The organism is Galbibacter sp. PAP.153, from assembly GCF_037029175.1.
Taxonomy (GTDB): domain Bacteria; phylum Bacteroidota; class Bacteroidia; order Flavobacteriales; family Flavobacteriaceae; genus Galbibacter; species Galbibacter pacificus.
Genome location: NZ_JAZEUN010000024.1, coordinates 1 through 14,406, shown reverse-complemented (window position 1 = coordinate 14,406; position 14,406 = coordinate 1). Strand labels below are relative to the sequence as shown.

General features: G+C 37.9%; 13 protein-coding genes. 10 read left to right on the top strand and 3 right to left on the bottom strand.

Annotation, left to right across the window (positions count from 1 at the left end; genetic code table 11):
- Positions 1-23: 23 nt before the first annotated feature.
- Together UXI14_RS14795 and UXI14_RS14790 are read left to right on the top strand one after the other, a co-directional pair.
- Positions 24-362 (top strand): DUF2853 family protein, encoded by a 339-nt coding sequence (locus tag UXI14_RS14795; protein ID WP_277899180.1) that lies wholly within the window; start codon positions 24-26, stop codon positions 360-362.
- 280 nt (positions 363-642) lie between these two features.
- Complete coding sequence (locus UXI14_RS14790) at positions 643-1,395, top strand: DUF6503 family protein (RefSeq protein ID WP_277899181.1); 753 nt, start codon at positions 643-645, stop codon at positions 1,393-1,395.
- On the opposite strand, the gene UXI14_RS14785 is transcribed toward UXI14_RS14790, so the two are convergent.
- Complete coding sequence (locus UXI14_RS14785) at positions 1,388-1,894, bottom strand: phosphoglycerate mutase family protein (protein WP_335966799.1); 507 nt, start codon at positions 1,892-1,894, stop codon at positions 1,388-1,390. The two genes, UXI14_RS14790 and UXI14_RS14785, sit on opposite strands and share 8 nt — an antisense overlap.
- A 355-nt stretch (positions 1,895-2,249) precedes the next feature.
- Here UXI14_RS14785 and UXI14_RS14780 point away from each other — a divergent pair, with 355 nt between their 5' ends.
- From UXI14_RS14780 to UXI14_RS14745, 8 genes are all read left to right on the top strand, one after another.
- Positions 2,250-4,400 (top strand): gliding motility-associated C-terminal domain-containing protein, encoded by a 2,151-nt coding sequence (locus UXI14_RS14780; protein WP_335966798.1) that lies wholly within the window; start codon positions 2,250-2,252, stop codon positions 4,398-4,400.
- 34 nt (positions 4,401-4,434) lie between these two features.
- On the top strand, positions 4,435-6,405 hold the full coding sequence (locus UXI14_RS14775) for a PorP/SprF family type IX secretion system membrane protein (protein ID WP_335966797.1): 1,971 nt from the start codon (positions 4,435-4,437) through the stop codon (positions 6,403-6,405).
- A 70-nt stretch (positions 6,406-6,475) separates the two neighbouring features.
- Positions 6,476-7,054, top strand: a complete 579-nt coding sequence (locus UXI14_RS14770; RefSeq protein WP_335966796.1) for a TMEM175 family protein — start codon at positions 6,476-6,478, stop codon at positions 7,052-7,054.
- Position 7,055: 1 nt separating this feature from the next.
- Entirely contained in the window at positions 7,056-7,472 is a 417-nt protein-coding gene (locus UXI14_RS14765; RefSeq protein WP_335966795.1) for a DUF6157 family protein, read from the top strand.
- Between the two features lie 178 nt (positions 7,473-7,650).
- On the top strand, positions 7,651-9,489 hold the full coding sequence (locus UXI14_RS14760; protein WP_335966793.1) for a CocE/NonD family hydrolase: 1,839 nt from the start codon (positions 7,651-7,653) through the stop codon (positions 9,487-9,489).
- Positions 9,490-9,683: 194 nt separating this feature from the next.
- A complete protein-coding gene (locus UXI14_RS14755) occupies positions 9,684-11,333 on the top strand; it encodes a solute:sodium symporter family transporter (RefSeq protein ID WP_277899188.1) in 1,650 nt (549 codons plus the stop codon).
- A 237-nt stretch (positions 11,334-11,570) separates the two neighbouring features.
- On the top strand, positions 11,571-12,029 hold the full coding sequence (locus UXI14_RS14750) for a universal stress protein (protein ID WP_277899189.1): 459 nt from the start codon (positions 11,571-11,573) through the stop codon (positions 12,027-12,029).
- 2 nt (positions 12,030-12,031) lie between these two features.
- Complete coding sequence (locus UXI14_RS14745) at positions 12,032-12,643, top strand: DapH/DapD/GlmU-related protein (RefSeq protein ID WP_335966792.1); 612 nt, start codon at positions 12,032-12,034, stop codon at positions 12,641-12,643.
- 17 nt (positions 12,644-12,660) lie between these two features.
- Here UXI14_RS14745 and UXI14_RS14740 read toward each other — a convergent pair whose 3' ends face one another.
- Positions 12,661-13,863 (bottom strand): DUF6596 domain-containing protein, encoded by a 1,203-nt coding sequence (locus UXI14_RS14740; protein ID WP_335966816.1) that lies wholly within the window; start codon positions 13,861-13,863, stop codon positions 12,661-12,663.
- A gap of 50 nt (positions 13,864-13,913) precedes the next feature.
- Positions 13,914-14,258, bottom strand: a complete 345-nt coding sequence (locus UXI14_RS14735) for a YciI family protein (protein WP_277899191.1) — start codon at positions 14,256-14,258, stop codon at positions 13,914-13,916.
- Positions 14,259-14,406: the final 148 nt, after the last annotated feature.

The window sequence follows — 14,406 nt, the reverse complement described above, 5'->3', positions numbered from 1 at the left end:
TAATTATATAAAAAAATTAAATCATGAGTAAAAGAGACGAATTAGTTGCTAAATATGCCGCGGACCTAAAAGAAAAATGTGGTGTAACCGCAGATAAAGATTTGCTTACCAAAGTAGTCGTGGGCTTGGGTCCTGCTGTTTATAATGATGATGCTTCCACGGTTTCGGGAACCGACCCAAAAGAAGTTGAAACGGTTAAAAATAATTTTTTGATCAAGAAACTGGGCCTTTCAGAATCCGATGGTCTTGATAAGGCAATTGATGCCGTCTTGGAAAAATATGGAAAATCCAACAGAAATAAATACAGGGCTGTTGTGTATTATTTATTGGTAAAACATTTCAAAAAAGAATCGGTTTATTAGGCCATTAATGGTTTTACATTCGTGTTGTCATTTAAAATCACCCGAGCAAAAAACTGTTTTAATTGATTGATTTTAAGTGATAATAGTTCCTAAAGGCATTTTTTTAATGCCTTTTTTTGTTTGTCAAAGTCAACAATGGGGCATATGTCTTCTTAACCCGATCAGAAAAGCCCGCTTGAATGTTATTAATTTTTCTGGATCGCGCCAACAGAATATTTTGTAGGTTTGTTTTATAGCCTGAGTCCTATAATATGTCCAATCTAAATACCCTTTATTTAAAATGAAAAAAGTAGCACTGTTAACCGCGATTATAGTTTTGTGCATTGCCAATGTTTCCTGTAGTAGAAAAGAAGATGCCTCGGCAATTATAAATAGGTCTATTGAAGCTTCGGGAATGAACAAATTGGACAATAAGAAAATTTCTTTTGTGTTTAGGGGCAAAACATATAAATCCTTTAGGAGCAACGGTAGGTTTGAATTGGAAAGAATTACTAAGGATTCCCTGACCATAACAGATATTCTAACCAATAACGGTTTTACAAGGCTGGTAAATGGGGATAAAATACAGTTAGCAGACACGACCGCCAGTAAATATGAAAACAGTGTAAATTCGGTGCATTATTTTGCATACCTTCCTTACGGGCTTAACGGCAAGGCTGTAAATAAGGAGTTATTGCCTTCGGTAGAAATAAAAGGGGTTGCTTATTATAAAATCAAGGTATGGTTCGACCAAGAGGGCGGCGGAAAAGATTATGAGGATAAATTTGTGTATTGGATCAACAAAGAGAATTTCAAGGTAGATTATTTAGCATACTCATATCACGTAAACGAAGGCGGAATGCGGTTCAGGGAAGCGTATAACCGTAGAAACGTAAACGGGATCGATTTTGTAGATTACAACAATTTCAAGCCAAAATCAGCAAAAGCAAGCCTCTTCCAGCTCGATAGCCTTTTTCAGGCGGGTGGACTGGAATTATTGTCTAAGATAGCATTAAAGGATGTAAAAGTAGAAAACGCTCCAAACGTTAATTAATGGTCAGTAGATTAACCGAAACTACCGTTTTGCCTTCAAGGGTAACTATATAAAGGTTTCCGTTATTGGTATCTTCAATGTCCGTATAAGTTTCTTTCCCGATCAGCTTGTTTACAAGTTTTGGTACCGTATTGCTATGGCCCACAACCAGCACATGGTGCAAGCCTTGCGTATAAATTTTTTCAATATCCAGATTTTCGGGCGGGTAAGTGGTAATTGACAGGCCGTTCTTGCTTGCTGTTGGTGTTGCCGTTTGCTTTGTTCTTGTGTAATTGGTTGAATAAACCGCATCAAAAGGAACGTTTTTTAGTATCTCGCTCCATTTTTCTGCCCTCTCCAACCCTTTCTTGGTCAGTGCCGGGTTTTCTTCATCGGGATTCTCCCTGTTTTTTTCAGCGTGTCTTATAAAATATAATGTTGTAGTTTCTGCAAGTTTATCTTCATTGGCATTTTTGCAACCAAAGTTTAACACGCACAGCAATAATAATATGTATTTCATCCATCTAAATTTTGGATAAAGATATGTTAAACCATCAAATTATGATAAATATCATGTTTTTAGCTTCACATAAGGCATAATTTTGCCAAGTTTTATTTTTCGCATTAAAAATACTGTTTAATTCATTCAAAATAAGGAGTTTATAAGGTTTCTTTTATGTTTTTATAATTCATCTCATTTTATGAAACTAAAAAATAAATGTGCATTTCATCGAAAAAATGGGTTTTTAAACGAGTATTATTTTTTATTTAATATATTTGATATATGCAAAATGAACCAAAATAGAGTTTTTTACATTTTGAATTTTGCATAGAATAGGTTTTAAGAATCGCCCAATATTTTAAAATCGAGCACTATGAAAAAAATTACTACTTACGCTGTTTTTTGTTTACTGTTAGCTTATAACAGTTATGGCCAAAAAATTTCTGCTCCTCAACTTCAGTTTGAATATGCTTGTGTTAACGATGGTTTTAATGACTTTGAAGCTACCTTTGCTTTTAATGAAAAACCTTTTAATGCAGACAATGTTTTTTTCATTGAATTATCTGATAAAAATGGAAGTTTCAACAATGCCAAGGTTTTAAAAACCGTGGAAGGTCAAAACTATTCGTTTGAATTTACCGAATCGTTTTCGTTGCCAGAAACCGTTTATGGCGAGAATTACAAAATGCGCCTCAGGGCATCTTCGCCGGCCATGATAGGGGAGGCCACCGCAGCCTTTGATGCTTTTTTTGTGCCCAACGAAGAACTTGTGCTTAACAACTTCCAGGACGTAAGCCTGTGCAGTACTTCGGGGGCTACCATTAATCTAGACAAAGACGTAGCCGATGAATATGTGTGGTATAAAAATGGTGAGATTTTAAAAGTTACTACCGAAAATAAATTAAATGTTACCGAGCCCGGCGAATATTATGCAGAGCCTTATTATGGCAACTGTACCGGAACGCTTTATTCCAACTTGGTGATTGTTACCAAGGGCGAAAATTTTGAGGTGTCTATTTTAGGAGGCGAAAACATACAAACGTGTGCCAACTCGCCGGTTACCCTTGAGGCTTCCGTAGATAACGAAAACTATATCTATGCTTGGTACAAAAACAATGAAAAAATAGGAAACCTGCCCGAATATGCCCCTACATTGGAGATAAACAAAGACGGTGAAGGTTTTGGGGTATATCGTTTGGAGGTGACCAATGATGGCGGATGTACTTCTTCTTCTAGCGAGGTGAGCTTGCTCCAAAATAAAAATACCATTGTAGAAATAATATCGCCATTAAACGCTGTTATTATCGGGAACAACAAAGCAACGCTGTCCATTGGCACCAACAACAATATTGCATCTATAAATTGGTATAAAGACGGACAATTAATGAAAGATGGCATTAATTCTTCCAGTCTTACCGTGTCCCAACAAGGGGAATATTATGCCGAGGTTTCTTCTGGGAACGATTGCGATGACGATGTAAAATCGGAAACCTTTAAAGTATACGAGCCCCTGTCTTTTACTGCCCAAATAGGAACCGATGCTTCTTATAAAGCATGCCAGACTACCAAAGCATCTTTAAAACTTACGAGTTTGAGGGGAACATTATCAAACGGAGACGAAATAACCATTGATAACGATTTCTTGCACAATTTTAATATGGTATGGCTTAAAGATGATGAAACTACACAGCAAACCGGTGCATCAATTGCGTTGGACTATAAGAAAAATGGTAAATACCAATTGCAGATAACCTACAAGGGCGAAACTTTTATGTCCAACAGCAAAGAAATGGTTCTTGGATTGCCCGACATAGCTTTGACCATAGACAAACCAATGTCTTGCATAAGCAATCAAGGAAGGCTATTGGCCACTCCGTTGGAAGGAGCTACGTACAAATGGTTTAAAAACGGGACGCTGGTGGCTTCTGGATTGCAAAATAGTTTCTCTACCGAAAATGAAGGGACTTATTATGCTGAAGTAAGTTATGGTGGCTGTGCCATTTCTACCGAAAAAGTAGATTTAAAAAAGAACACGGAAGATTTAATAACCATATACCCCGGAGAACAGATTACCATTTCTCCCGATAGGATTATCCAGGCCAATGCAACGGGCGGAGAGAGTTACGAATGGTTGGACAGCGAAGGGAACATACTTAGTACAAATACTACCTTTAATATTCAGGAAGAAGGCACGTATACGCTCATAGCCCAAGTGGGTAGTTGCAAGATTGAAAAAAATATCGAAGTAACTTCCAACAATGTGGTTCAAATCTCGAATGTTGTAAGTCCGAACAACGATTCCATTAATGATAAATGGACGCTTCCGCAAAAATTTATCAACGACCCCGATACAGAGGTAATTATATGCGATTCGTATGGGTCAACTATCTTAAAAACAAATAATTACACAAATAATTGGCCAGATTCTTCTACCAATATGAGCACGGAAACCCCTGTTTTCTACTACTTTATTAACAAAAAAGGGAAGAATATTAAAAAAGGTTCCATTACCTTAGTAAACTGAAACTATTATTTAACCCCAAATAGTTTAGTTTTTTATGACTAAAAATTACCTGCTTACTATTGGTATGCTATTGGCATCATATGTGCTATTTTCCCAGGTTGAAAACAAGAGCACTATCGTCGATTGGAGACAGCATAACTTAACCAAATACGATAAGTTTTTGGTAAACCCGACCTATAGTTATGTGCGTAACGACACTAAAGCTGTAAGTTTTTGGAGTAGGATACAGTGGACCGGAGTTGAAAATTCCCCGCAAACATACCTTATTAGTTATTCCGGAAAGGTCGGGGAGCATTCTGGTGCTGGCCTAGGTTTGTACCAACAAAATTTAGGACTGCTTACAGATTCGGGACTTATCCTGAATTATGCTTATGGCGTACAGTTTACGGATAACGTACAATTGACTGTGGGTATGAACTCGACCCTTTTTAGAAGGGGACTTAACAAAAACGCGATCAATACGCCAGAGCCCGATCCGGCTATCCTGGATAATCAAGATGATTTTCTTTTATTGGTAATGCCGGGTGTAAATCTTTCCGTAAGCAATTTTGATATTGGCGTTTATGCCGAAAACCTTTTCGATTATAATTTTAACGATTCTAATACTTTAACCGATTTTTCCGATAAAATATTTTCGGGCCAATTGGCATATACAAAATCGTTCGATCAAAGTGTAGGTCTTCTGGAAGATGCCAAATGGCGTACATTGGTTTATGGAAAGACCTTGCCTAACGACGATTTTCAATATGGTTTTAATTCCTTGATAGACCTTCCGTACACAGGCTGGTTCCAGGCCGGTTATAACAGTACTTTTGGGATTATGGGGGGTATTGGCGTTAAAATAGGAGACGGTATAAGCATTGGCATTAATTACGAAACGGGTACAAGCCAAACCAATAATGCCTTCGGAAGTACTTACGAAGCCATAGCCACCATAGAACTGGGACCGAGAAAAATGCGTAAAAATCCGGCCCCGGAAGGAGGAAAAGCCGTAACATCTAAAAATGTAAATGAAGAAGACTATATTTCTTCAGAAGAAATAAAACGAAAACGTGCCGAGGACGCCAATAATATGGTGAATGATAAACTACCGGAAACCGCAATTGTTGCCGAAACTCAAGTGGAAACCAAAGATGCTACCGATAAATATGCTGTTTATGGGGGTGAAAGTAAAGGTAAAACCGATGGAGAAGATGGAGAAACAAAGGAAATTGCCAACAACAATACAACAAAAGAAGAAGTTGCCGGCAAACAAACCGATGCCAATGCCCAACAGGACGGAGTAAAGGTTGAAGATGCCTCAAACAACTATGCATTGTACGGTGCAAATGAAGAAAACAAAAGTGTGCAGGTGCCTAAAAATAATGCGGCAGAAAAAGCAGCAGTAACAACTTCTGCGGTGGCCGTGGCCAATAATACAGGCAATCAAAAAAACGGTAATGAAGAAAATAAAAACATTCCGCCTGAAACAACAGAAACAGTCAAAGATTATAAAGTAGACGATGAAGATTATGCCAAGGATGCACAGGCCCAGTTTAATGAAACATTGAATAATACTGGTGAAAAAACAGCAACAATGAAGACTGATGATGCCGAAAAGCAAACACTTACCGAGGCCGAGCAGATTGAAGCCCAATATCAGGAGTTTCTGCGGCAAAGCGATTCCATTGCCAGCACTTTAGACAGTAAAAATATAGACAGTACGGCAGTAACTACCGAAGTCTTTGGTACCGATACAAGCTATAAAACCATTGCAAGTGCACCGGGCATTGAAAAAGGGTTTTACCTTGTTGTGAATGTGTTCTCCCAAGAACATTATTTTAATGATTTTGTAGACGATTTAAGAAGTAAGGGCTTCGAACCGAAATTCTTTATCAATCCGGAGAACAACTATTATTATGTGTATTTATATAAGGCAGACCGTTATATAACCATTAAAAGTTTGCAGCGAAATAATGTAAACAATACATATTTTGCCGATAAATGGGTGCTTTGGGTTAAGTAAACCATGGTGCAAAACTAAGCCGAAAATGCTATCTTTGGGTTGAAGTCTTATTATTTTATAAATTATTTATATGAATACCAACCGACTAGAAGCATTTAGCGATGGCGTGCTGGCCATTATTATTACCATTATGGTTTTGGAGATGAAAGTACCCGAAGGCGCAACTTTTAGTGCATTGTTTTCAGTATTGCCTGTTTTTCTTACTTATATAATGAGTTTTGTATATGTCGGTATTTATTGGAACAACCACCATCATTTAATGCATGCGGTTACCAAGGTAAATGGTAGGGTTTTGTGGTCTAACCTCAATTTGCTGTTCTGGTTATCGCTTTTTCCTTTTGTAACTGGATGGATGGGAGAGAATCATTTTGAGACCAACCCAACGGTTTTATATGGTATTGTACTGTTTATGGCCGCATTGGGCTTTAAGTTACTTGTGCACAATGCCATAAAGTTGGAAGGGAAAAACTCTAAAGTAGGCAATGTGTATAAAAATGATAAAAAATTAGTAGGGTCTTTACTGTTATATGCATTGGGGATTGCTTTTTCTTTTATCGAGCCTGTTATTGGGATTGTTATGTACTCTTTGGTTGCTTTATTTTGGGTCATTCCAGATAAAAGGATAAAAAAAACCTTAAAGGAAGGTTGACATGAAGTTGCATACCACAAATAGCAAAAATACATTTATAACAGTGGCCGATGATTGTCCGCTCGAAATGGCAGAAGTCCCCCCGAGAAGAGAAGGGAAAAAATCCGTGGCCAATTATCAATTTGACGTATTGTACGATCATCCGTACGAGTATACTTCAGACGATGTTCTGTTTTTTGTCTACGCTACAAGAAATGCAATTCCGAAGGATAAATGGAAAAAAGAGCGCCTTAAGTTTTTTTCAAAAGGACAACCTTGTTTCCGGGCTTCCCCATTAACAAAAAGATATGGTTGGGGAATACATTCCGACAATAACGGAAAAATCGCCATCTATGGAATCGGCACAAAAGAATATGACAATTTTATCGAAGATGCATCGGTAACCAAAACCAAGGCCATGCGCTCTAAAAAAGCTTAACGCCAATTGCTGGTGAGGGTATGGTAGATTTACCAAGAAAAGAGAGGTGCCGTCAACTACTAAAATTCATTCATACATAAAAAAGGAACAGTTTCTACACAAATAATTGGCTTTTCACGGTAGAGAATGATAAATTTGAGTTTCTATAATCTATCTGCTAATTTATAACCTAATTCATATGAAGAAAATTCTGCTCGTATTTCTATTGGCTTCGTTCAGTTGCTTAAAAGCACAAACGGAGTACAATGTAAAAGACCATTACAACAAACAGGAGGTATTAATAACCATGCGGGACGGCATAAAGCTGCATACCACCATTTACAGCCCCAAAGACACTTCTGTAAAATACCCGATTTTAATGCAGCGTACCCCATACAGTTGCCAGCCATATGGCGAAGACCAGTTCCGTTCCAAAATAGGGCCGAATGAAACCATGATGAAGGAAGGCAACATAATTGTTTATCAAGATGTTAGGGGGAGATGGAACAGCAAAGGTGTTTACGACAATATGCGGGCCTATATCCCAAACAAAAAAAAGAAGGAAGTAGATGAAGCTTCCGATACATACGATACCATAGATTGGTTAGTAAAAAATGTAGATAATAATAACGGGAATGTTGGGGTCTGGGGGATTTCGTACCCCGGTTTTTACTCAACATATGCACTTTTAAGCGACCACCCCAATTTAAAAGCAGTTTCCCCACAGGCGTGCATTGGCGATTTCTTTTTTGACGATTTCCACCATAACGGGGCTTATCTACTGAGTTATTGGCGTGCAACGGCCGTTTTTGGGTATATGAAAGACAAACCCACCAAAGAATCTTGGTACGCTTTTCCCGAGCTGAACACACAAGACCAGTATCAGTTTTTTCTAGATGCGGGACCGTTGACCAACTTGGACAAGTATTACAAAGAAGACAATATTTTTTGGCAACAGTTAAAAGACCATCCTAATTATGATGAGTTCTGGAAATCGCGCGGCATTATTCAACATTTAAAAAATATAAAACCTGCTACTATGGTTGTTGGTGGCTGGTTTGATGCCGAAGATTTGTACGGACCGCTTTCAACTTATAAAACCATAGAAAAGACCAGCAATAATTACAACACCATTGTAATGGGCCCATGGAGCCATGGGGACTGGGCAAGAAAAAAAGGGCGCCAGGCTATTGGAAACGTGTATTTTGGCGATAATATTTCTGAATTTTTTCAAGATGACATCGAAACCAAATTTTTTAATCATTTCTTAAAAGACAACGGAAAAGGGGAGTCTGGCTTACCTGAAGCTTATGTATATGATACAGGATTAAATGAATGGAAGAAATATGATGTTTGGCCACCGGAAAACACAGCGGCAAAATCGTTCAGCATGGGTCAGAACCAAACGTTGGGCGAAATAATGACCATGCAATATTCTTATGAAGAATTTATAAGCGACCCCAAAAAGCCGGTTCCATACAGCGAAGACATTAAAATGGTTTTTACGCCAAGAAAATATATGACCGACGACCAGCGTTTTGCAGCGCGTAGACCAGACGTGTTGGTATTTGAAACGCCTGTTTTGGAGGAAGACATGACGGTAGTGGGCGATATTTTGGCAAAATTGCAAGTGTCCACAACCGGAACTGCCGCCGATTGGGTGGTGAAAATTATAGATGTATTTCCACCCGATGCAGAAGATTTTGAAGAAACACAAGACTATTTAAAAATGAGCAATTACCACATGATGGTGCGCAGCGAAGTAATGCGCGGCCGTTTTAGAAACAGTTTTGAAAATCCCGAACCTTTTGTTCCAAACGAAGTAACTCCGGTAAATATTACCTTGCAAGATGTATATCATACCTTTAAAAAGGGACACAAAATGCAGGTGCAGATACAAAGCACTTGGTTCCCGTTAATCGATTTGAATCCGCAAACTTATGTAGACAATATCTTTAAGGCGAAAAAAGAAGACTTTAAAAAGCAAACACACCGTGTGTATAATTCGTCTAAAATAGAGTTTAAGGTTTTGGATTGATTATAAATGGATTAAGACTTAAAAAAGGAGCTGAATTTTTTAGTTCCTTTTTTTATGGACTGAGCTCATTGTCAATAATGCAACAAAACGTTGCCATTTTGAGCAAAAACAGTGCTTTTTAATTGTCAAAATCTCAAATAAGTTTCCCGAAATATTTTATATTCGCAATCTAACTTAAACTAAAAACATTTGGCATGGCAATACTTTCCTTTGTAGGATTTACGCTTTTGGTAGCCGTAATAGCCTATATTGCAACACGAAAAACAGATGAAAATACCTCCGATGGTTACTTCCTTGGAGGGAGAAGTCTTACCGCCGGGGTAGTAGCCGGTTCTTTACTTTTAACAAACTTATCTACCGAACAAATTGTAGGGCTTAATGGTCAGGCATATACCGAAGGACTTTCGGTAATGGCATGGGAAACATTGGCTGCACTGGCAATGGTGGTTACGGCCATATTTTTATTGCCCCGCTATTTAAAGGGCGGACTTACAACAGTTCCCCAGTTTTTGGAGACTAGATACGACAAGTCCACAAAAACCATTGCCTCGGCATTGTTTTTATTGGGGTACGTAATTATATTACTGCCCATTGTGTTGTATTCGGGTTCCATTGCAATTTCAGATATGTTTAAAATTCCCGAACTTTTAGGGGTATCGCATACAACTTCCATATGGATATGCGTATGGGGAATTGGTATTATAGGCTCTATTTATGCAATTTTTGGAGGTTTAAAGGCCGTTGCCGTGTCTGATACCGTAAACGCAATAGGATTGTTAATAGGCGGTTTGATGATTCCTGTTTTTGGATTGTTGATGATTGGCGATGGGTCTATTACCGAAGGGATTTCTACTTTAATGACCGAGGCTCCCGAAAAATTCAAATCCATGGGGGGACCAACAAATTCGGTGCCTTTTAGTACCATTTTTACAGGGATGATGCTGGTTCAATTGTTTTATTGGGGAACCAATCAGGCCATTATACAACGTGCATTGGCAGCCAAAAATCTTAAAGAAGGGCAAAAAGGACTCTTATTGGCTGCTTTTATAAAAATTCTGGGGCCACTTATTGTGGTATTGCCGGGAATAATTGCTTTTCAAATGTTCGGCCCAGAGCTGGAAACGCCAGACCGCGCGTATCCTTTATTGGTAAGTGCCGTTTTGCCCAAAGCATTGTTAGGGTTTTTCGCAGCCGTTCTATTTGGTGCCATTTTAAGTTCGTTCAATAGTGCCCTAAATAGTTCGGTAACACTTTTCAGTATAGATTTTTACAAGGAATACATAAATAAAGACGCATCGGAGCTCGCCATTATTAAAAACGGAAAGTATTTTGGAATTGTCCTAGCTATCCTTTCCATGTTAATTGCTCCGCTTATAGCCAATGCACCTCAAGGGCTTTTTGGTTATTTGCAGGAAGTAAACGGATGTTATAGTATCCCGATCTTGACCATTATTGTTGTGGGGTATTTAACCAAAAGAGTGCCTGCCTTGGCCGCCAAGGTCGGTATTGTCTCCGGAAGTTTATTGTATATTATTAGCCAGTTTATTGTAAAGCCAATGATGACCAACAACGCCGTGGAAGCCGCAAAGGCATCGGGCATTACCGATCCTGATAAACTGGCCGAAATAGGCACATTGGCTTACCCGCATTATTTACACGTTATGGCAATTTTATTTGTTGCAAACATCATTATAATGTTGATTATTGGTAAAATAGCGCCAAGAAAAACAGATTTTGAACTAGAATACACACAAAAGGTAAATATAGAACCATACAAATTTTTGGTTCCGGTAGGATTGGCAATATGTGCTTTGGTTATTGCCATCTACGCTTATTTCTCATAAATGGAGAATTATATTGGCCGTAACATAAAACAATTATATGGCGGCCAATATAATTTAAACTTATTTTTCAAATTTATGTTAAAATGATTTCGATGTATCGGAAGGTGCTACCGTGGTTATTGTATGTTTTATTTTGAAAATCTTAACGGATGATACAAAACTATTTTGCCGCAATTTAACTATCTTTATTGGTAATAGATGCCGTTATGGTACATTGATGATAAACCAATACAGATCATGAAAAAAGTATTAATTGCAATAGATTATAACCCGACGACCGAAAAAGTGGTTGAAAAGGGTTATGAATTAGCCAAAACGCTTAATGCCCAAGTTTGTTTATTGCATGTAATCAGTAATTTGCAATATTACGGAATTCAGTATCCTTCATTTATGGGCTATGATGCCATGAACGTTACATTCGACCCAAAGTTTCAGGATGAAATGAAGAAGGTAGCAAAAGACTTTTTAGACACGGCACAAAAGCACCTTAACGATAATACAGTAACCTCGCATATTTCAGAAGGCGATACCGCCGATGAAATTCTTAATTATGCCAAAGAATGGGGCGCTTCATTAATTGTTATGGGAACGCACAGTCATAGCACGTTCGAGAAGCTATTAATTGGTACCGTGGCATCGTCTGTACTGGAACACACCGAAATTCCCGTGTACATGGTCCCTATTAAAAAAGACTAAGCATGGATAAACAATTATGGGCCACTTTTATTGCTGATTTCCCTTTTTTGTCGAACCCACACCAATATCCATGGGAGTTTACCAACAACATTGTAAACATATTAAAAGAAAAACAATTGTCCCTTGAGAACGATTATGTTATTAAAGAGGGAAATGCCGTGCATAATACTGCTATTGTTGAAGCAGGTGCGGTTATAAAACCTCCATGCATTATTGGTTCAAATAGCTTTGTTGGTGCCAATGCCTATTTAAGAGAGGGTGTTTTTATTGGTAACAATGTTAAAATAGGGGCCGGTTGCGAAATAAAAAGCAGTTTTATATTAAACAATTCGGCTGTTGCCCATTTTAATTATATCGGCAATAGCATTATTGGTCATGATGTAAATTTTGAAGCAGGCTCCATAGCCGCCAATCATTACAACGAACGGGAAAACAAAGAAATATGGGTTTTAATTGGGGATAACATTATTAAAACACATACGAAGAAATTCGGGGCTTTGGTGGGCGATGGAAGTAGGATAGGGACCAATGCTGTTTTGTCACCCGGTACTATACTGCAAAAAAAATCTATTGTTAAACGGTTGGAACTTATTGAGCAGGTAAACTATCATTAACTTTTTTTTGGTTTTGTTTACTGCCCTTTGCTCTTTTTCAATCGCTTTATTTCTTTCGTCAATGTCTGTTTTTCCACCTTAGATTTTGTAAGGTCTATGGCTCGATTATAATGAAAAATTGCTTTGTCCACATTTTTTTCCGCATATAAAAAACCCAACAGTTCATGGTAATAATTACTATGGATCAACGATAAGCTTTTGGCTTCTGTAATAGCCTTTTCATGTCCGTATATTTTGGCAAAGGCAAAAGTCCTATTTAGTGCCATTATGGGCGAATAATCAATAAGAACGAGTTGGTTGTAGAGGTTTAAAATATGTTTCCACTTATCTTCAACTGCTGGTGCGGTATGCCAATAGGCAATACCTGCTTCTAAATGATATTTGGAAGTATCGTTACTGTTTGTTGCATTTATCAAATAATAATTTCCCCTTTCAATAAGCGATTTGTCCCATAATTCCCTATTCTGTTCTTCAAACAAAACAAATTCCCCTTTATCATTGATCCTAGCTTCCAGCCGGGAGCTTTGAAAACACATTAAAGACAACAGGGCGTTTGTTTCGGGGGTATTGGTCAATGCATTATCGGTTAATAACAAAGTTAACCTGATAGCTTCCGAACAAAGCTCTTTTCTTATGGGTTTATTATTTGTTTTAGAAAAATACCCTTCGTTAAAAAGTAAATACAGCGTTTTTAAAACCGTGTCCAACCTAGATTTAATAGCAGTTTTGCTTAATGTCTGGATTTGAAAATCGTTATTTCGGAGGTTTTTTCGTGCCCTTAGCAACCGCTTTTTTATGGTTTCATTTTTAGTTAAAAAAGCATTGCCAATTTCTTCTAGGCTAAAACCGCAAAGAATTTGAAGTGCCAAGCATATTTGACTTTCTTTGGAATTGTCCGGGTTACAAACGGCAAATATCATGGCCAGTTGGCTATCGGAAATTATCTGATCGTCAAACTCAAATTTGTTAAAAGGTTCGGGGTCGCCCGGCTTGAGGTTGTCTTTAATTTTTGTTTCAAAAACAGCCCGGTGTTTAAAGTAATCCCTGGCTTTGTTCTTTGCAATGGTATAGAGCCATGCCGTAGGATTTTTGGGTATCCCGTTAATTGCCCAATGCTCGGATGCCTTTAAAAAAGTATCGCTGGCAATGTCTTCGGCAACTTCAATATGCTTTAAACCAAAATGACGGCATAAAACAGCCGTCATTTTTGCATATTCCATTCGGAACAAATGCGGTAAAAGTTGATTGTATTGTTGCGTTTTTTTCAATCTTAATCCCGTTTTAGGACTTCACGGACTTCAATATTCCCACCAACTTGGTCGAAAATAGGATTGGCTTTGGCCATTTCCACCGCGGCATCAATATTTTCGGCTTTCACGATAATATAACCACTAATAAATTCTTTAATTTCTGTATAGGGTCCGTCGGTTACCACATTATTTGCTTTAACGGTTTTTGCACTTCCGGGGGCTGGAAGCAGTGTATTGCCCTTGTCTACCAACTTGTTTTGTGCGGCTATACTCCCCAACCAATTCATCCGTTCCTGCATTTGCTCCGGCGAAGGTTTAAAGTCGGCTATATCCTTTAACCTGAAAATCAATACAAATTCTTTCATTTTATATATTTTTAATATTCACTTATATAACGATTGGCATTTCAATATGGGGACAATTTTTCGTCTGCGATGCTTTTTTTTTGCTCTTTAATAGTTCATAAGTCGGAGTCAAACTTTGCCCGAAAGGGTTTACTTATATTATAAAATT